Source organism: Agromyces sp. GXQ0307 (assembly GCF_044769845.1).
Lineage (GTDB): Bacteria > Actinomycetota > Actinomycetes > Actinomycetales > Microbacteriaceae > Agromyces.
On sequence record NZ_JBIZVY010000001.1, the window covers coordinates 228,062 to 247,756 of the forward strand.

General features: G+C 70.9%; 15 protein-coding genes. 4 read left to right on the forward strand and 11 right to left on the reverse strand.

The features are described from left to right. Positions 1-2: 2 nt before the first annotated feature. From ACIQH8_RS01090 to ACIQH8_RS01110, 5 genes are all read right to left on the reverse strand, one after another. Entirely contained in the window at positions 3-5,867 is a 5,865-nt protein-coding gene (locus ACIQH8_RS01090) for an Ig-like domain-containing protein (protein WP_400993725.1), read from the reverse strand. Then, entirely contained in the window at positions 5,864-7,279 is a 1,416-nt protein-coding gene (locus ACIQH8_RS01095) for a serine/threonine-protein kinase (protein WP_400993728.1), read from the reverse strand. The genes ACIQH8_RS01090 and ACIQH8_RS01095 overlap by 4 nt, the downstream gene beginning before the upstream one ends. Positions 7,280-7,368: 89 nt before the next feature. Beyond that, the gene (locus tag ACIQH8_RS01100; protein ID WP_400993730.1) at positions 7,369-8,175 is read right to left on the reverse strand and encodes a PP2C family protein-serine/threonine phosphatase; all 807 of its coding nucleotides are present in this window, start codon (positions 8,173-8,175) and stop codon (positions 7,369-7,371) included. Between the two features lie 25 nt (positions 8,176-8,200). Further along, the gene (locus tag ACIQH8_RS01105) at positions 8,201-9,319 is read right to left on the reverse strand and encodes an FHA domain-containing protein (protein WP_400993732.1); all 1,119 of its coding nucleotides are present in this window, start codon (positions 9,317-9,319) and stop codon (positions 8,201-8,203) included. Positions 9,320-9,348: 29 nt separating this feature from the next. Continuing rightward, complete coding sequence (locus ACIQH8_RS01110) at positions 9,349-10,785, reverse strand: aminobutyraldehyde dehydrogenase (RefSeq protein WP_400995668.1); 1,437 nt, start codon at positions 10,783-10,785, stop codon at positions 9,349-9,351. Between the two features lie 193 nt (positions 10,786-10,978). Between ACIQH8_RS01110 and ACIQH8_RS01115 the strand changes: the two genes are divergently transcribed. Next, complete coding sequence (locus tag ACIQH8_RS01115) at positions 10,979-11,461, forward strand: Lrp/AsnC family transcriptional regulator (protein ID WP_400993734.1); 483 nt, start codon at positions 10,979-10,981, stop codon at positions 11,459-11,461. Between the two features lie 28 nt (positions 11,462-11,489). After that, positions 11,490-12,962 carry an aspartate aminotransferase family protein gene (locus ACIQH8_RS01120; RefSeq protein WP_400993736.1) on the forward strand — a complete coding sequence of 491 codons (1,473 nt, stop codon included), beginning with the start codon at positions 11,490-11,492 and terminating at the stop codon, positions 12,960-12,962. A gap of 78 nt (positions 12,963-13,040) precedes the next feature. Here ACIQH8_RS01120 and ACIQH8_RS01125 read toward each other — a convergent pair whose 3' ends face one another. Then, complete coding sequence (locus ACIQH8_RS01125; RefSeq protein WP_400993738.1) at positions 13,041-14,273, reverse strand: DUF4192 family protein; 1,233 nt, start codon at positions 14,271-14,273, stop codon at positions 13,041-13,043. Between the two features lie 200 nt (positions 14,274-14,473). Between ACIQH8_RS01125 and ACIQH8_RS01130 the strand changes: the two genes are divergently transcribed. Both ACIQH8_RS01130 and ACIQH8_RS01135 read left to right on the forward strand, forming a co-directional pair. Beyond that, positions 14,474-14,965, forward strand: a complete 492-nt coding sequence (locus ACIQH8_RS01130; RefSeq protein ID WP_400993741.1) for a methylated-DNA--[protein]-cysteine S-methyltransferase — start codon at positions 14,474-14,476, stop codon at positions 14,963-14,965. Continuing rightward, positions 14,965-15,603, forward strand: a complete 639-nt coding sequence (locus tag ACIQH8_RS01135) for a DNA-3-methyladenine glycosylase I (protein WP_400993743.1) — start codon at positions 14,965-14,967, stop codon at positions 15,601-15,603. The genes ACIQH8_RS01130 and ACIQH8_RS01135 overlap by 1 nt, the downstream gene beginning before the upstream one ends. Before the next feature lie 48 nt (positions 15,604-15,651). Here the strand turns inward: ACIQH8_RS01135 and ACIQH8_RS01140 are convergent, their stop codons facing one another. From ACIQH8_RS01140 to ACIQH8_RS01160, 5 genes are read right to left on the reverse strand one after another with little or no spacing between them, the layout of a single operon-like run. Then, positions 15,652-16,410: a YaaA family protein gene (locus ACIQH8_RS01140; RefSeq protein ID WP_400993746.1), complete on the reverse strand. Its 759-nt coding sequence runs from the start codon at positions 16,408-16,410 to the stop codon at positions 15,652-15,654. Beyond that, entirely contained in the window at positions 16,410-16,982 is a 573-nt protein-coding gene (locus ACIQH8_RS01145) for an AAA family ATPase (protein WP_400993749.1), read from the reverse strand. The genes ACIQH8_RS01140 and ACIQH8_RS01145 overlap by 1 nt, the downstream gene beginning before the upstream one ends. Positions 16,983-16,992: 10 nt before the next feature. Continuing rightward, positions 16,993-17,253, reverse strand: coding sequence for a F0F1 ATP synthase subunit epsilon (locus ACIQH8_RS01150; protein ID WP_067947101.1), 261 nt, complete (start codon positions 17,251-17,253; stop codon positions 16,993-16,995). 2 nt (positions 17,254-17,255) lie between these two features. Next, positions 17,256-18,713, reverse strand: coding sequence for a F0F1 ATP synthase subunit beta (gene atpD / locus ACIQH8_RS01155; protein ID WP_400993751.1), 1,458 nt, complete (start codon positions 18,711-18,713; stop codon positions 17,256-17,258). Positions 18,714-18,740: 27 nt separating this feature from the next. Then, positions 18,741-19,649 (reverse strand): F0F1 ATP synthase subunit gamma, encoded by a 909-nt coding sequence (locus tag ACIQH8_RS01160; protein ID WP_400993753.1) that lies wholly within the window; start codon positions 19,647-19,649, stop codon positions 18,741-18,743. Positions 19,650-19,695 lie beyond the last annotated feature (46 nt).

Sequence of the window (19,695 nt, forward strand, 5' to 3'; positions counted from 1 at the left end):
ACTCATCGGGACTCGAACCTCGCGGTGACGCCCGCGACCTCAACATCCAACCAGACGAGGTCGCCGGGCTTCGCGCCGGCGACCTGGCAGGAGGTCGCCCCCTGGGCGGTGCGTCCGACGCGGTCGCCGTCTGCGCCGCACCGGAACACGGCCGGCAGGCCGTTGTTCGCCGGAGCGGCCGTCCACGACCAGGTGGAGGTGGACTCGTCGTACGACCGGCCCGGCAGCGCGAAGGTGAGCGTCGGCGACTCCTCGGCCGGGAAGGTCCCCGACCAGGGGCCGCACGTGCCCCAGACCGTGCAGCTGCGGACCTGGAACCGTGCCGTCTGGCCGAAGGGGCGGTTGAGCAGCTGGCGCAGCCAACCGGATCCCGAGAAGTCCTTCGGCGAGCCGACGCGAGCGCCGGCGGCGTCGATCGCGATGATCTGAAGCCGCTTCGTGCCGCCGTCGACGTCGTCGATGTAGCGGTCCCAGGTCTCCGCGTTGGACCAGTCCATCGCGCTGCGGACGTCCTGGACCGCGCCGGGTGCGGGCCGGACCACGGTCGACGCCACCTCGGTCGAGACGCATCCGGCCCGGTTCCAGCCCCAGACGACAAAGCCGTATCGCGCCGACTCGGCATCGGTGCCGCTGAACCGGACGCTCGAGGCGCCGGGGCCGACGCGCACCATCTCGGCCACCGTGCCGCCGACGGTCGGGGCGACGACCGTGCCGGGCGCCGGGGTCGTCACCGAGCAGGCCTGGGCCCCTCCGGGGATCGCCGTCGCACCCTCGACGAGGCGCTGCACGAAGTATCCGCCGATGGCGTCGCCGTTCCCGCCGAACGGCGGCCACGAGACGACGACGGTCCCGGCGGCGGAATCGGCGTCGACGCTGATCCCACCCGCGACCGGTGCGCCGAACGGGGTCCCGGTCGTGCTCGCCTCCGTCCACGCGGCGAGCGCCGGCAGGGCGCCGTTCCGCGCGCTGACGGTGATGCTCACCGAGCTGCCGTTGACGAGTCCCTGCGACTCGACCGAGCAGACGGACGCCGTGCAGGCGCGATCGGCGTCGACCTCGATCGGGGAGCCGGCGATCCAGACGACGTAGGTGCTGACGGGACTTCCCGCACCCGTCGACACCGGAACCCACTCGACTCGGAGCCGTCCGTCGAGCGGCACCGCTCGGAGTCCGGACGCGGCCGGAGGGATGACGTCCGACCAGACCGGGGTCGGAAGCTGCACCGGGTCGCCGAGCCCGATCGCGTTGCGCGCCTGGATGCGCACGAGGACCGCGGCCCCCGGCCCGTTCCCGGGCGTCGGCACGGTGCACGTGGTCGCCGCGCACTCCGACGCGGCGAGCTCGCCACCGCCGTCGGGATCGTGCAGGCTGATCCGGTAGGCCTCGATCGGCGAGTTGTTCGACGCGCCCGCGCCGAACGAGAGGTCGAGCTCGCCGTCGCGGAATCCGGTCAGGCGCGCGTCGGTGACGGGGTCCGGGCGATCCTGCACGGAGATCGTCACCGTGCCCCACGCGTAGCGACTCGAGTCGTTCGTGGCGTCGGCGACCTGGTACTCGAGCGTCGTGTTGACCGGTTCGGCACCGGCGGAGACCGTGACCGACAGGCGCGAGCGGTCCGCATCCGGGACGACGGTCAGGCCGGACGGCAGGTTCTCGGCCCCGAGCCCGCGAACGCGGATGACGCGCAGCGGTGTCTCGGGGAACGGGTTGCCTGCGGCGTCGTTGTCCAGGACGTCGACGGCGGTCGTGAGGCCCCGCGGCGCGACCGCGAGGTCCGGTGCAGGTCGTGCCAGCGGACGGGTGGACGGGACGACGCGCAGCTCGATCCTGCCGGGCGTCCCCTCGACCCCGTCCGCGGAGACGCCGACGGTGATCGACGTTCGGGTTCCCTGCGGCGTCGACTCGGATGCGCGGACGCGCAGCTCCGTGCCGTCCAGCGCCGCCCCGAATCCGTCGGGGACGTCGCCGATGACGCGATACTCGAGGTCGGCCTCCTCCGAGCCGGGGAGGCTGGTGAGACGTTCGAGGTCGATCGCCTTCTCCTGGCCGGGTTCGAAGTCGATGACGCCGCCGTCGAATGCGGGCGGCTGTCCCGCTCGGGGCGTGACCTCGACGGGGATCACGACGGTTCCGGTGCGGCCCTCGGGGTCGTCGGCGGAGTCGCCGTCCGTCACCGTGAACGAGATGGACGCCGGACCGAAGTATCCGGGCTCGCTGCGGAAGCGGACCGTGTCGGCGTCCACCGCGAGCTCGCTGCCGTCGGAATGGGACGCGCGCACGGTCGCTGCGTCGGTGAGCCGGACGGGTCTGCCGGAGGCGGCGACCACGTAGTCCTCCAGATCGAGCACGACCTCCTCGCCGGTCGTCACCTCGACCGGCGGAGCGTCCCTGCGCAGCTGCGGCAGCGCATCGTCCCGCCCCGGCACCCAGACGAACGCGTAGGCGCGCAGTGCCGGATCGTCGGGGTGCGCGACGGAGTACGGCACGATGCGACGGCGGTCCTGGACTTCGATGTGCACGGTGCCGCCCGAGACGCGCGCGCCGTCGGAGTAGCCCGGGATCAGGGCCACGTCGGCGTCGGCGGCGTCGGCGTCGGCGATGAAGACCTCGTCGAGCACGTCGACGTCGACCTCCTCCTCGTCGAGCACGTCGGTCAGGCTCAGCACGACGTCGGCCGCCTGCGGCCTCGAGAGCGGCGCGTCCGGGTCGGCGGTGACGCGCACGTAGCTCGAGGCGGTCGCCTGCCGTTCGTTCTCGACGGTGTAGATGGCGCCGTAGAGCCCCGGGCCGTTGGGCACGCCGACGACGACCATGTCGTCCACCTGCTCGACGACCGCGCCCGGGGTGTTCGCCTCCACGCCGATGAGGCTCAGCGCCGAGCCGTCGGGGTCGGTGTCGTTCTCCAGCACGCGAACGGCGACCGTGCGCCCGGGCCGGACGATGATCTCGTCCTCGATGGCCACCGGATGCCGCGCCCCCTCCAGTCCGGGGGCGACCCCGACGCGCACGGTTCCCGTCGCACGCGCTCCCAGGGCGTCGACGACGGTGTACTCGAAGGTGTCGGTGCCGGCGGAGTAGTCACCGGCGCGGTACTCGAGCCAGTCCGCTCCCCGGTCGACGACGGTGCCGCGCTCGGGGTTGGACTCCTGGCCGATCAACTGGACGGAATCGCCGTCCGGATCGATTCCGCCGAGCGTGATCGGGATCCGCACGGAACCGCCGGCGAGGACGCGCGCCGTCGCGGTGCGCGGGACGGGCGGCGAATTGCTCTCCGCGTCAGCGTCGCGGACGGTGATCCGGACGGAAGCGGTCCCGAACTGACCGTCGGGCCCTTCGACGCGGTAGACCGCCTGGAACTCGCCCGGTCGGTCCGGCGCGTGATAGCGCAGGCGCGCCCCCGAGGTGAACAGCAGCCCGTCCTCGGGCTCCTCGACGAGCTCGGGCGAGAGGGTGAGTCGGTCGCCGTCGGGATGCTCGTCGTTGTCGAGCACCGGGATGTCGATGACGTCGCCGGTACGTGCGGACGCGGTGTCGGCGACGGCGACGGGCGGCTGGAACTGATCGGGCCTCGGCACTTCGACGACGGTGACCGATCCCGTCGCGTCCGCGAGTCCGTTGCTCACGTGGTACTCGAAGGTCGTGGAGCCGGTCGCGAGCGGCTGCATGAGGGTGACTCGGAGGACGCGGTGTTCGACGACCTCCACCCGGAGTGCGGGATCGACCGCGTCCGCGAGGCCGGTGATGATGAGCAGGCCGCCCGTGGGGTCGATGTCGGACGCGAGGACATCCACCTCCATGGGCTGCTCGAGCCGGAGGAGCGCCGTGTGGGGCACTGTGACCGGGATGGTGTCGCGCTCGGGCGGCGCCGCGACCTCCACGCGCACGAGACCCGTCGCCGTGCGTCCCTCGTCGGTGACCGTGTACTCGAGGTAGTGCGTGCGGACGGCATCGGTCCGGAACCGGAAGGTCCCCGCGTCGAAGTCGGGCGTGATCACGGCCTCCGGCTTCGACGGGACGGCTGTGAGACGCGGCATCCCCGTTCCCCCGCGAACATGACGGAGCGGCTCGAGCTCGATCTCCTCGCCTGCGGTGGCGAGCGCGACGAACGATTCGGCGATGAGAGGCGCCTCGCCCGGCGCCCGCACGCTCACGACCATCGCACCGACGCCCTCGTCCCGACCGTCCGAGACGGCGAGGGACACCGTCCGCGATGCGCCGCCGCCGGTCTCGTCGAAGACCACGACCCCGTCGGCCGTCGACGAGACGCGGTCGGGCGCCTCGGCGCTCGCGCGACGGAGGAAGATCGGATCGCCGTCGGGGTCGACCCACTCGCCGAGCACTGCCGTCGTGACCCGTCCGCCCTGCTCGACGATCGCGCGGCTCTCGCGCACCTGCCGCGGCGCCTCGTTCTCCTCCGGTGGCCGCACGGTGATGCTCACGATCGCTCGAGCGGTGCCGCCGCGACCGTCGTCGATGGTGTAGCCGAACTCGAAGGCGTCGCGGGCCGATTCGCCGAGCGTGACCTGCACCTGCTGCCGATCTGCGACGAGGTCCAGTCGAGCGCCCTCGGGCAGTTCTCCGTCCACAGAAGAGACGATGAGGACGTCGCCGTTGGCGTCGTAGTCGTTGAGGAGGACGGGCAGCAGGGTGGTCCGTCCCGGCCGGGCACCGAACTCGTCGTCGAGGGCGACCGGTGCCACCTGAGCCTTCTCGATCGTCGGCGTCGCGTCCGGATCGTTCTGCTCGACCGTCTCGTCGTCGCGGTCGATCGCGAGGAGGTCCTCCCAGTTGTCGATGAGTTCGTAGTCCGCGGACGCCGCCCAGGTCCGGCCCGACCGCCGGTCGTTCAGGACGACGGTCTCGCCGTTGGCTCGGAAGTCCGGCGACAGCGCGCCCTCGGCGCCGACGAGGCTCAGCGGCGAGCCGGTCCCACCGTCGCAGTCGCGCCATGCGGTGCCGTCGCCCCACGCCGCGTGCCGACAGTCTCCATGGACGAAGGGCGCGGCGGGTTCCCCGTCGTGCCCATCGGCGAGCTCGACGGGTTCGGAGCCGTCGAACGGGAGCTCGAGCAGGCGCTCCCGCGTGGCCACCAGCACCACGTCGCCCGTCGTCGCGGGCCGCTGCAGCACCGGCTCGTCGCCGGCTTCCGCGAGTCCTTCGAGTGAGATCCGGCTCCCGCCCTCGAGCGTGACGGCGGCGGCGTCCTCATCGAGGATCACCCACCTGCCCTCGACGGAGGTGAGCTGCGTCTCGACGTCCTCGTCGAGCGGCTCGACCTGCCACCTGGCCTGCGTCCGATCGGGGTCGGCTGCCGACACCCGCGAGACCACTCCGGTCGTCGGCGTGTAGGCGAGGATGCGTCCCGACTCGTCGACGGAGATGACCGAGCCGGGTCCGAACGACAGTGCGGGATCGGCTTCGGCATCGAATGCGGCGAACTCCTCGACCGGCCACACCCAGAGGTCGCCGTCCGCGCTGATGACGACGCGGTCGTCCGCGAGCGCGATCTCGGCGTCTCCCGGGACGGCGACCGTGGCCGTCACGGTCGACGTGGTCGGATCGACGATCCCGACGCTGGCGCGATCGCGGTCCATGACGAGGACCGTGGCACCGCTCTGCACGACCTCGGAGCGCGCGCCCCCGGTGTCGACCACCGCGTTCAGCTCGTGCACGGCGGTGTTGGCGCGCCCGACCGTCTGCCGTCCGTCGTTCGCAACCCACACCGAGGCATCCCCGAGGTCGACTCGCTGCGCCGTGTAACCGCCGGACGCCACCGCCACCCCGGCCACGAGCGCGACGATCGCCGCGATCGAGGCCCCGGTCACGATCGCGGACCGACGCCGACGCCACAGGCTCCGCAGGTTCACCGCGGTACCTCGTCCACCTCGGTGCAGCGCTCGGCGCTCGGCTCGCCGGTCCTGCCGTCGCGCCAGACGCTGACCGTGGCGCACACCGTTCCCGGTTCGTCGAGGCTGACGGCGTACTCGGCGGCACGCTGCGGGGCGGAGGACCGCCCCTGCACCGTGACGATGTAGGCGTCGCCCTGGCGCAGTCCCGGGTCGTCCCACGAGAACCGCACCGTCGCGCCGTCGGTGCTCGCCCGCAGATCGGCGACGACCGGGATGTCGCCCGCACTCCCCGCGACGGTCAGGAGACCGGCGACGACGAGGCCGACGAAGACCGCGGCGGCGATGGCGACGCCCAGGATGAGCCGCCCGGTCGACGGCGGCGTACTGCGGGCGCGCCCGGACAGCGACCCCTGGGAGTGCGGGTCGAGGCTGCGCGGAACGGGACGGCCGGCTGCACCGGACCGGCGTCGTCGGGACCGACCCGAGGACGCGGCGACGCTCGTGCCCGCGCCGATGCGAGTCCGCTCGTCGAGGTCGACCGCCGTCGCGAGCGCCCAGTCGTCCATCGCGACCTCGAGCTGCGTCTGCGGGAGCGCGAGCTCCTCCTCGACCGCCTGCAGGTCGCGGATGAACTCGAGGGCGCTCCCCTGACGGTCGGCCGGCCGCTTGGACATCGCACGGGCGAGGACGGCCTCGAGGCTCCGCGGGACGTCGGGTCGACCGGTGGGAGGGACCTTGGCCCTCTCGATCCGACCGACGAGGGCGACCGTGCCGTTGTCACCCCCGGGGACCTCGAACGGGCTGCGGCCGGCCAGGAGCGAGTACACGGTCGCGCCGAGCGACCAGACCTCGCTCGCGACGGTCCCGGCGACCTCGTCGAGGAGGACCTCGGGGGCGGACCACGGCACGGACAGTCCGACCGCGTCGCTCGCCTCGGCCTGGCCGAGCGTCGCGGCGATGCCGAAGTCGGAGAGCACAGGATGGCCGTAGGCGGTGGTCAGGATGTTCGACGGCTTGATGTCGCGATGCAGCACGCCCTGGCGGTGCGCGGTCTCGACGGCGCTCGCGATTCGGACGCCGATCGAGAGCACCTCCGCGAGCGGGAGCTGCACCGCGCGGTAGCGCTGCCCGAGGGTCGCCGAGCAGCACTCCATGACGAGGTACGGACGACCGTCGGCGGCGACGCTCGCCTGGTACACGGTGAGGATCGACGGATGGCTCGACAGCTGCGCCATCAGGTTCGCCTCGGCCTGGAACATCTGTCGGACCTCGTCGTTGACGACCTCGGCGAGCAGGACCTTCACCGCGACGAGCCGTCGCGGCATGTTCTGCTCGTAGAGGAACACGTCCGCGAACCCACCCGACCCGAGGACCCGGATGAACGAGAACCCCGGCAGGTTGGGCGGCGTCGACGGCAGTCGCCTCGTCACGATCCTCCCGCCAGCCTCAGGTGCGATGCTTCCCGGGGTGCGGCACCCCGGCATCGCCCCAATTCTAGGGTCGGGTGCGTCGTACGGGATCAGCCGCGGTCGTCTGCTGTGGACGGCCGCTGCACCCGCAGCACGTCGACCACGACGACCGTGACGTTGTCGCGACCGCCGTTGCCCACGGCGGCCTCGACGAGCTGCCGAACGGCCTGTTCGGGGGAACGGCCCGAGATGAGGAAGTGGCGGATGCCGTAGGGCGTGAGCTCCTTCGTCAAGCCGTCGGAACACACGAGGATGCGCATGCCCTCCTCGAGCGGGATCGCCCGGTAGTCGGGGATCGGCGCCTCGTGGAACCCGACCGCGCGTGTGATCACGTTCGAGTGCGGATGGGTGTCGGCCTCCTCGCGCGTGATCTGGCCGGCATCCACGAGCTCCTGCACGATCGAGTGATCGATGGTGAGCTGCTCGAGCGCGCCGCCCACGAGGCGGTAGACGCGCGAGTCGCCGATGTTGAAGACGATCCACGCGGGCTCGTCGCCGATGACGCCGAGTGCCACCCCGGTGACGGTCGTTCCGCTCCCCTCGTCGGTGACTCCGGCGCCCCGCCCCATGTCGCGCACCGCGAGCTTCAGCGCGCCGTCGATGTCGGCCGTGCCGACCGACGACTTGCCGCCGTGCTCGGCCAGTCGCGTGACGACGGCGGCACTGGCGAAGTCGCCGGCGGCGTGCCCGCCCATCCCATCGGCGACGGCGAACAGCGGCGCCTGCGCCACGAAGCTGTCCTCGTTGACGGCACGGCGGAGTCCGGTGTCGGTCGCGGCCGCCCAGGCGAGCGTCACCTCGGTGCCGTCGGGCAGCGCGACCGTGTGACGGCTGTTGCCGTTGCCGATCTGCGTCACCCGGTCCCCCAGTGTCCGATCGAGTTCATGCGTCGACGCTCCCGAGTGACGGGAGGATCTCGACGATCGTATCCCCTCCGAGCTGCAGACTCGTGCCGGGAGTGACCACGAGCGACTCGCCGGGGCGCAGGCGGCGTTGACCGGCGGCCGTGCGGACGACGGTGCCGTTGGTCGACCGCAGGTCGGCCGCGACGAGTCGGTCGCCCTCCATCCGGAGTTCCAGGTGCGTCGCGGAGACCACTCCGGCCGCCGAGTCGACGCGCACGAGCACGACCTCCCCGCTCGCGACCCGGGGCGCGCTCGGGCTCCGGCCGATGAGCACCGGGACCGACACCTCGCCCGCCTCGCCGCCCATGATCCGGTAGCGCGGTGTCGCCGGCCGGCGGACGGCGCCCTCCGGTGCGACGGATGCCTCGGCATGCGCCCCGGCATCGTCCGCCCGCCGGTCGGCGAGGCGGGCCCGGGCCGCGCTCGTGAGGATGGTGTCGGCGTCGGCCGGGTCGCCGCGGACGAATCGGACGGTGTCGTCGTCGACGACGGGCATCGGCGCCGTGGGGACCCCGGACGTGGGTGGGCGCCGGTCGCGCGCTCCGCGCCACGGCCGGGCCAGCCTCGTGTCGAGATCGGGGTCGCTCGCCGGCGAATCGGGGCTGACCGGAACCTCGCGCCACGACCATTCCACGGCCGACGCCCGGAAGGCCGCGCGATCGGCGGGCACCCGTGTTCCGCGAAGTCCGGCCTGTCGTACCTCGTCGAGCGGCGAGTCCGCGCCGGCGATTCGCAGCCTGGACACGGCGGTGAACTCGGCGAGGTGCCACGGCGTGATGCCACGCGAGTCGAGTCGGCGTGCCCCGCCCGGCGAGGCGAGGTCGATCACGGCCCCGCCGCGCACGATCGCGGTGAGCGGGTCCCCCGATGCCGGCCACCACACCAGTGCGAAGTGCTCGACCCCGCCCGGGCCCAAGGGGATCCGCGCCACGAGCTCCTCGAGTTCGAGCGAGGCCTGGCCGGTCGCCTCGGCCAGTCGGGCGAGGACCCGGTCCGGGGCCGGCGCCGCGACGGCCGTGATGAAGCGCGCCCCCACGACGACGTCCCACTCCGGGGAACCCGATTCGTCCCGGCGGCGCACCGCACCATCGACCATGGGGTCCAGTCTGGCACCGAGCGGCTGGTTCAGCCGATGAAGCTCATGACGTGCTTCAGTCGCGTGTAGTCCTCGAAGCCGTACTGCGAGAGGTCCTTGCCATACCCGGAGTGCTTGAAGCCGCCGTGCGGCATGTCCGAGACGAACGGGATATGGGTGTTGATCCACACGCAGCCGAAGTCGAGGTGCTTGGCGAACCGCATGGCCCGCCCGTGGTCGCGCGTCCACACCGAGGCCGCGAGCGCGTAGTCGACGCCGTTCGCCATGGCGAGCGCGTCGCGCTCCTCGCGGAAGGACTGCACGGTCAGCACCGGGCCGAAGATCTCGCGCTGCACGGCCTCGTCCTCCTGGCGCAGCCCCGTGACGACGGTCGCCTCCCAGAAGTAGCCGCGATCGCCCTGGCGTCGGCCGCCGACGGCGAGGTCGGCGTGATCGGGCAGGCGGTCGATGAAGCCCGAGACGTTCGCCAGCTGGGTCGGGTTGTTGAGCGGGCCGTAGAACACGCCGTCCTCGCGCGGACCGCCGGTGCGGGCGCTCGTCCGGATGCGCTCGACGAGGGCCGCGACGAGCTCGTCGTGCGCGGACTCGTGCACGAGCACGCGCGTCGCCGCCGTGCAGTCCTGGCCGGCGTTGAAGTAGGCGGCCGAGACGATCCCCTCGGCCGCGGCCTCGAGGTCGACGTCGTCGAACACGATCGCGGGCGCCTTCCCGCCGAGTTCGAGATGCACGCGCTTGAGGTCGGATGCCGCGGCTCGCGCGACCTCCATGCCCGCGCGAACCGAGCCGGTGATCGCGACCATCTCGGGCGTCGGGTGCTGGAGCAGCGAGGCACCGGTCGCGCGGTCGCCGGTCACGACGTTGAGCACACCCGCCGGCAGGAACTCGGCGGCGACCTCTGCGAGCTTCAGCGTCGCGAGGGGCGTCGTGTCGGACGGCTTCAGGACGACCGTGTTCCCCGCGGCGATCGCCGGCGCGATCTTCCAGACCGCCATGTTCAGCGGGTAGTTCCATGGTGCGACCTGGCCGATGACGCCGATCGGCTCGCGACGGACGTACGAGGTGTGATCGGCGAGGTACTCGCCTGCGGCGCGCCCCTCGAGGTTCCGTGCCGCACCGGCGAAGAAGCGCAGCTGATCGACCGATTGCAGGATCTCGTCGTCCACGAGGCTCGCGCGCGGCTTCCCCGTGTCCTGCGACTCGAGGTCGGCGAACTCCTCGGCCCGCTCCTCCATGGCGTCGGCGATCCGGAAGAGGGCCAGCTGCCGTTCGGCGGGCGTCGTCTCGCCCCACTGCTCGAACGCCGCGGCGGCTGCGTCGTAGGCACTGTCGATGTCGGCACCGGTCGAGATGGGCGCGCGGGCGTAGACCGCTTCGGTCGCGGGGTCGACGAGGTCGAGCGCCTCGTCGCCTCGGGCGTCGACGTAGTCGCCGCCGATGAAGTTGCGCAGAAGCTCGGTCACGGGGATTCCTCCGTCGGAGTCGGTTGGTCGGCCGCACGGCCGGATCGATGGCGCGCCGGAAGGGAGGCGCACGTGCGGACCATGTTCGCACAGCAGCCGATCGAACGGAAGAGACCGAGACGATGGAATCCGTCGCGAATCGATCACGAATCGACGGAATCACTTGTCATTCATCCGACCCACTGTCATGATCGAACGCATGACGAACGGGAGCCGCCCGAACGGCCAGCGGCCGGTGCAACTCGACGACGTCTCGAAGGCGATCATCGAGCAGCTCCAGGCCGACGGCCGGCGTTCCTACGCCGACATCGGCAAGGCGGTGGGCCTCAGCGAGGCGGCCGTGCGCCAGCGCGTCCAGCGACTGACGGAGGCCGGCGTGATGCAGATCGTGGCGGTGACCGACCCGATGCAGCTCGGCTTCACGCGCCAGGCGATGATCGGCATCCGTGTCACCGGCGACACCCGCGCGCTCGCAGAGGAGCTCGCGGCCATCCCCGAGATCGATTACGTCGTACTCACCGCAGGCAGCTTCGACCTGCTGGCCGAGGTGGTGTGCGAGGACGACGAGCAGCTCATCACCCTGCTCAACTCCCGCATCCGCACCCTCGACGGAGTCCAGACCACGGAGACGTTCGTCTATCTGAAGCTGCAGAAGCAGTTCTACAACTGGGGCACCCGCTGACGGCGGGGCCGCCCGGAAGGAGATCCCGATGAGCACCCCCGACACGGCTGCGCAGCTCGGCACCGCCGGCTTCGACGACGCTGCGCTGCAGCAGAAGGCGAAGGACCATCTCTGGATGCACTTCGCTCGCCAGTCGACGATGGAGGAGCACGGCGTGCCCATCATCACGCGCGGCGAGGGCCATCACGTCTTCGACGCCCAGGGCCGCAAGTACTTCGACGGCCTCTCCGGCCTCTTCGTCGTGAACGCCGGACACGGGCGCCGTCGCCTCGCCGAGGTCGCGGCGAAGCAGGCCGAGGAGCTGGCCTTCTTCCCGATCTGGTCGTACGCCCACCCCGCCGCGATCGAGCTCGCCGATCGGCTCGCCGGGTACGCGCCCGGCGACCTCAACCGGGTCTTCTTCTCGACCGGCGGAGGCGAGGCGGTCGAGACCGCGTTCAAGCTCGCGAAGTATTACTGGAAGCTCAAGGGACAGCCCACCAAGCACAAGGTGATCTCCCGCGCGGTCGCATACCACGGCACGCCGCAGGGCGCACTCGCCATCACCGGCATCCCGGCCATGAAGCAGATGTTCGAGCCGCTCACCCCCGGCGGTTTCCGCGTGCCGAACACGAACTTCTACCGTGCCGCCGACGTCGGGGCGCCCTCCGACGACCTCGAGGCATTCGGCCTGTGGGCGGCGAACCGCATCGAGGAGATGATCCTGTTCGAGGGTCCCGAGACGGTCGCCGCGGTCTTCCTCGAGCCGGTGCAGAACTCGGGCGGCTGCTTCCCGCCGCCTCCCGGCTACTTCCAGCGGGTCCGCGAGATCTGCGACCAGTACGACGTGCTGCTCGTCTCCGACGAGGTCATCTGCGCGTTCGGCCGGATCGGGCACATGTTCGCCTGCGACGCCTACGGCTACGTGCCCGACATGATCACCTGCGCGAAGGGCATGACCTCGGGGTACTCCCCCATCGGCGCGACGATCGTGTCCGAGAAGATCTACGAGCCGTTCAAGACCGGCAACACGTCCTTCTACCACGGCTACACGTTCGGCGGGCACCCCGTCTCGGCCGCGGTCGCACTCGAGAACCTCGACATCTTCGAAGAGGAGGGACTGAACGAGCGGGTTCGCGAGAACTCGCCGCTCTTCCGCGCCGAACTCGAGAAGCTGCTCGACATCCCGATCGTCGGCGATGTCCGTGGAGACGGCTACTTCTTCGGGATCGAGCTGGTCAAGGACCGCGCGACGCGGGAGACCTTCAACGATGAGGAGTCGGAGGACCTGCTGCGCGGGTTCCTCTCGAAGGCGCTCTTCGACGCCGGCCTCTACTGCCGCGCCGACGACCGCGGTGACCCGGTCATCCAGCTCGCGCCGCCGCTGACGATCGGCGTGCCCGAATTCCAGGAGATCGAGCAGATCCTGCGAGGCGTGCTCACCGAGGCCGCCGACCGCGCCGCCCGGTTCACCGGTCACCGGCACGGCGGCGAGCACCTCCTCGTTCCCGCCCGGGTCTGACCCGATCGCCCGCGAAGCGCCCGGATCCAGAGGGATCCGGGCGCTTCGGTGCACATCGGGCACCGTCCGGTGCCGTCCCTACCCGTCCCGATCCGTGGCCGAGGGTGCGCCCGGGAGTGGCGCGGAGAACGCCCACTCGGGCAGCTCACCGAGGGCGAGGAAGCGATGCAGGAGTCCGGCCATCGTGTGATCGGGTGTCTCGCTGAGGGCGAGGTCGATGAGCGCACCCGCTGCCGACCCGAGTCCGAGCGTCCAGGCGAGCCATCCCGCCGCGCAGAGCGCACCCGTGCGGCGGCCGGTCGGCGCGTTGCCGATGGCCGTGCCGAGCGTCTCGAGGGTCGCACGGACGCGGTCGGCATCGGGGCGGATCGTCGAGCGTCCGAGCATGAGCCGCGACAGGAAACCGTCGACCGTCTCGCACTCGTCCGGTGCGGGATGCGTCGCCGGGCCCCGCTCCCCGGAGGCGTCGCCCCCGCGATCGGAGTTCCGGCGATTGTGGTCGTCCTCAGCCGAGTCGAGCGCGAGTTCGCCGACGACCGGACCGAAGGCCGCCTGGAGCATCATCGCGTCCCGGATCGGCGGCTGGTCCGCCAGCGCGAGAAGCCACGCGAGCTCCTCGGGACTGCCGCCCGCACGGCCGGCGGCGATCCGCTCCACGAGGATCAGCGGATCCACCGCCTCATCCAGCACGCGCTCGAGGCGGTCGATGACGGCATCGTCGTCGTGATCTCCGCCCAGACCGTCCGGCGCGGGCAGCCCGTCGAGGATCACGCGGATCCGACCGGCGAGCGCGTCATCCGGTTCGGCGATGCGCACGAGGTCCGCCGCGGAGTCGGCGAGCCCCGCCGCCAGCTCCGCCACCTCGGTGGAGCACCCGGACATCGCCGCGCTCTCCTCGATGAGACGGAGCGGCATCCCCTCGTCCGGCAGGTCGGCGTCGTAGATCGATCCCCAGCCGTTCGGGGCCACCGTCAACGCGTCGCGGACGAGGAATCCGGCCTCCTCGGCTCGACGTACGAGGCGTTCGAGGATGCATCGGTTCGGCATGTCCTCGCCCCGGACGAACGGCCGCTCGCCGTAGGCGACGGGCACGATCGCATCCGCCCTCGGGATTCGGCACAGCGTGCCGAGGAGAGCGGTCGCCACGTCGTCGGCGTGATCGGCGTCTGGCAGGTCGTGGCGGAGTACCGCTGTCGTCCGCTTGCCCTCGAAGGCGATGCAGACGAGGGAGCGAGCAGGCCGGTAGCCGGCGAGAACCGGGACGAGGGCGAGGAAGTCGTGCGCAGCGCCGGCGCGGATGATGGTCGTCATGCGGGCAGCATGACCCGGTGGAAGGGCGGCCGACGCGCGCCCGCGGATCCCGACCGGTCGATGGCGGCCGCCCGGGTTGTGGAGGACGAGCCCTCGGGACCGCGACCCGAGCCGTCCTCCACAGCGAGCGTCGGGTGCGGGCGACTCTCGGTGTCCGATTCCCGCCAGTCGATGACGGATGCCGCGCCTATCCTCGAATCATGACCTCCCCGTACCTCCTCCGGATCACCAGCCCGATCGGGCGGATCGAGCTCCAGGCAGACGAAGACGCACTCACGTCACTGACCATCGAGCGTGGCGGCGAGCTTCCGCACGACGACCTCCCCGAGCGCCCGTCTCCCCTGCTCGAGTCCGCACGCGAGCAGCTCGCCGAGTACTTCGACGGGCGTCGTACGGGCTTCGACCTCCCCATCCGACTCGACGGCACGCCATTCCAGCGCGCTGTGTGGGCCGAGCTCCAGCGTCTCGGCTGGGGAGAGGCGACGTCGTACGGCGCGCTCGCAGCGGCCGTGGGCAAGCCCGGATCCGCCCGCGCGATCGGCGGCGCCGTCGGAGCGAACCCGATGCCCGTCATCGTCGGGTGCCACCGCGTGCTGGCCTCCGACGGCCGGATCACGGGCTACTCCGGGGGTGAGGGCATCCCGACCAAGCTCTGGCTGCTCGGGCACGAGCAGATCGGCTTCGCGGCGTGATGGCGCCGACTCGGCCCGATGTGATCATCGGCGAGGACGGCCTCGCACGGTGCGCGTGGGGCGCCTCCGACCCCGAGTACCGGCGGTACCACGACGAGGAGTGGGGTACTCCCCAGCACGACTCGGATGTGCTGTTCGAGAAGCTCTGCCTCGAGGGCTTCCAGGCCGGGCTGTCCTGGATCACGATCCTGCGACGCCGACCGGCGTTCCGAGAGGTGTTCCACGGGTTCGACCCGGCCCGAGTGGCCGAGATGACCGACGACGACGTCGAGCGCCTCCTCGGCGACGCGCGCATCATCCGCCACCGCGGCAAGATCGAGGCCACGATCTCCAACGCCAGGGCGACGCTCGCGCTCGATGGCTCGCTGGGCGAACTCCTGTGGAGCTTCGCGCCGCCGCCCCGATCCGCACCCCCGGCGAACTTCACCGACGTTCCGGCGACGACATCCGAGTCGACCGCGCTCAGCAGGCGACTGCGCAGCCTCGGCTTCCGCTTCGTCGGGCCGACGACCATGTACGCGCTCATGCAGGCGATGGGTATGGTCGACGACCACCTCGCCGGATGCCATCGGTCCGGGACGGGTGCAGGTTCCCGGGAGGGATCGTCGGGCCCGCCGATCACGGCTGCGCGCAGCTGATCCCACGATGCGCGGTCCGGTGCCCGCACCTGACCGCACGCCGCGCGTTCAGGCGACGAGTTCCAGCTCCACGGGCGACGCCGTGCGTTCGACCCCGCGCTCCAGCCGGAAGCCGGCTCCGGCAGACCACGCGATCAGGTCCTCGCGAGTCTCGAGCGCGGGCCGGGCCTCGAGCAGCGCTCGCGTGAACAGCCCCTTCGCGCGCTTGTTGAAGTGGTTCAGGGCGCGTCGTCGACCGGCGTCGTCGATCGACACGATGCGGAGGAAGACCGAGTCCGGCCGAACGGGGGCGGGGCCGAGCTCCACGTACCCTTCCGACCGCAGGTCGATGATCAGTCCGGCGCGCGCCCGGAGTTCCGCGCAGATCGCCTCGCGCCAGTGCGGCTTCAGCCGAAGCCCGGGAAGGCGCGAGTCGTGCGAGAGCCGGTATGCGGGAATCGGATCGCCGGCCCCGATGAGTCCGAGGAGCGCGGAGTGCACCGCCACGTGCTGCGCTGCGAACGCGCGTGCTGCAGCGTCGAGGCTCTGCGCGTCCAGGGCGTCGTACAGTACGCCGGTGTACCGGTCGAGCGCCGGCATGGTCGCCGAGGTCGTGAGGCTCCGGTTGCGGTCGACCTCGGCGGCCTGTCGCGGACCGAGCTTCAGGCCCCGCATCATCGCCTCGGCATCGGTGGCGAGCTCCGACGTCGCCCGGATCGCCTCGACGCGAGCATCGCGGAGTGAGGGGAACGACAGCCCGTCCAGCGCGAGCGGATTCGGTGCGCCTCCGTCGCGCTTCGTCTCGGAGGGCGGAAGAAGGACCAGCACTACGCGGCGATGAAAGCCAGCGCGGCCTCGACGTTCACGCCGAGCGAGTCGACGCTGTCGATCGTGACGCGGGGCAGCGCCGAGCTCGGACCGGTCCACGGCGCATACCCGTCGAGGCTCTGCTCGACCGCGCGCCACGTCGTCTCGTCGAGGTGCGGCAGGTTGCGTTCCCGCTTCTCCAGACGCTCCTTGTGCACTGAAGCATCGGAGCAGACCACTTCGATGACGCGGAGACGCACGTCGGCGCGCTCGGCGAGGTCACGCCACTGCAGGCGGGCCGACTCGGCAGCGTTCACGGCATCGACGATCACGGTGCGACCCGAATCGAGTTCCTTCTCCGCGATCTGCTCCGCCACCAGGTAGGCGGCGAGGCCGGTCGGCTGGTCGGCGTCGATCCCGGCCCGCAGGATCGCTGACTCGATCGGGTCGACCGACACGACCGTGGCGCCGAGGCGGGCGCCGACGATCTCACCGATCGTCGACTTGCCCGCGCCCGGCAGCCCGGCCATGACGATGAGCTGGGTGACGCTCAGGTCACCGAACTGACGGTCGAACGGCTGCTCCCCCTGCATCCGCGCTCCTTCAGGCGAGCGCAGCGCGCGACGCGACGACCTGCACCGCGTCGGACTGCACCGAGAGGAACCCGTCCTCCGCGTTCGCGGTGATCTTCTCACCGCCGGGCAGGGTCACACGGACCTCGCCGCCGGCGAGGATCGCGAGCATCGGCTCGTGACCCGGCAGGATGCCGATCTCGCCTTCGACGGTGCGTGCCACCACCATGGCCGCCTCGCCCGACCAGACTTCCTGGTCGGCCGAGACGACGCTCACATTGAGGGCGGCCATGCTCAGCCGTTCTCCTTCTGGATCCGCGCCCAGTTCTCCTCGACGTCGGAGATGGGGCCCACGTTGAAGAACGCCTGCTCGGCCACGTGGTCGAAATCGCCGCGGGCGATCGCGTCGAACGACTCGATGGTGTCCTTGAGCGGAACCGTCGAGCCCTCGACACCGGTGAACTTCTTCGCCATGTACGTGTTCTGCGAGAGGAACTGCTGGATCCGGCGCGCGCGCGACACCGTGATCTTGTCTTCCTCGGAGAGCTCGTCGACACCGAGGATCGCGATGATCTCCTGCAGTTCCTTGTTCTTCTGCAGGATCTGCTTGACCGTGGTCGCGACGCGGTAGTGGTCCTCGCCCAGGTAGCGCGGGTCCAGGATGCGCGAGGTCGACGTCAGCGGGTCGACCGCCGGGTAGAGACCCTTCGACGCGATCTCGCGCGAGAGCTCGGTCGTGGCGTCGAGGTGCGCGAACGTCGTGGCCGGTGCCGGGTCGGTGTAGTCGTCGGCGGGAACGTAGATCGCCTGCAGCGAGGTGATCGAGTGACCGCGCGTCGAGGTGATGCGCTCCTGCAGGATGCCCATCTCGTCGGCGAGGTTCGGCTGGTAGCCCACCGCGGAGGGCATGCGGCCGAGCAGCGTCGACACCTCGGAGCCCGCCTGCGTGAAGCGGAAGATGTTGTCGATGAAGAGGAGCACGTCCTGCTTCTGGACGTCGCGGAAGTACTCCGCCATCGTCAGTGCCGAGAGCGCGACGCGCAGACGGGTCCCCGGGGGCTCGTCCATCTGGCCGAAGACGAGCGCGGTCTTGTCGAAGACGCCCGCCTCCTCCATCTCGTGGATGAGGTCGTTGCCCTCACGCGTGCGCTCGCCGACGCCGGCGAACACCGACACACCGCCGTGGTCCTGCGCGACGCGCTGGATCATCTCCTGGATGAGGACGGTCTTGCCGACGCCCGCACCACCGAAGAGGCCGATCTTGCCACCCTGCACGTACGGCGTGAGGAGGTCGATGACCTTGATGCCGGTCTCGAAGAGCTGGGTCTTGGACTCCAGCTGGTCGAAGGTCGGGGGCTTGCGGTGGATCGGCCAGCGCTCGGTGATCTCGATCGTCTCACCGGGCTCGCCGTTCAGCACATCACCGATGACGTTGAAGACCTTGCCCTTGGTGACGTCGCCGACGGGCACCGAGATCGGGGCGCCGGTGTCGTGCACCTCCTGGCCGCGGACGAGGCCGTCGGTCGGCTTCAGGGCGATCGCGCGCACGAGGTCGTCACCGAGGTGCTGGGCGACCTCGAGCGTCAGCTCCGACGACTCCTCGCCGATGCTGATGGTCGTCTTCAGCGCGTTGTAGATCTCGGGGATCGAGTCGTGCGGGAACTCGATGTCGACGACGGGGCCGGTGACGCGCGCGATGCGGCCGACGGTGCCCGTCGTGTCCTGGACTGGCGCGGTAGCGGTGTCAGTCATGTTCTCTTCCTTCTGGATGAATCTTGGCTACTTGGAGGAGGAGAGCGCGTCCGCTCCACCCACGATTTCTGCGATCTGCTGCGTGATCTCGGACTGACGGGCCTCGTTGGCCAGCCGCGTGTAGTCGGTGATCAGCTTGTCGGCGTTGTCGGTGGCCGACTTCATGGCCTTCTGCGTCGCTGCGTGCTTCGCGGCAGCCGACTGCAGCATGGCGTTGAAGATGCGGCTCTCGATGTACACCGGGAGCAGCCCGTCGAGGACCGTCTCGGCGTCGGGCTCGAACTCGTAGAGCGGGAAGACCTCGGCCTTGCCCGACGGCGCCGCCTCCTCCTCGGCCTCGACGACCTCGAGCGGCAGCAGTCGCGTGACGACCGGCACCTGCGTGATGCGGCTGACGAACCGGTTGTAGACGATGTGGATCTCGTCGACGCCGCCGTCCGCGCTGTCCCGGAGGAATGCCTCCAGCACCGCGTCCGCGACCTCCTGGGCGGTCGTGAACTCGGGGCTGTCGGTGCCGCCGATCCAGCTGCGCTCGTAGTCACGGCGACGGAACGAGAAGTACCCGACTGACTTCCGGCCGATGAGGAAGTACACGACCTCCTTGCCCTGGCTGCGAAGCAACTCGGCGAGTTCCTCCGATTCGCGCAGGACCTGCGAGTTGAACGCGCCCGCGAGGCCCCGGTCGGAGGTGAAGATCACGATGGCCGCCCGATCGATCCGCTCCGGCTCGGTCGTGAGCACGTGCGAGACGTTCGAGTAGCTCGCCACCGCGGAGACCGCGCGCGTGATCGCGTCGGAGTACGGCGTCGACGCGGCGACGCGCGCCTGCGCCTTGGCGATCCGCGAGGCGGAGATGAGCTCCATCGCTCGCGTGATCTTCTTGGTCGTCTGCGCCGACTTGATCTTCTGGCGGTAGACCCGAAGCTGCGCTCCCATGTTTCTCCTGTGTCCTGGCTTCCTGTTCCTGAGGCTCTCGGTTCGG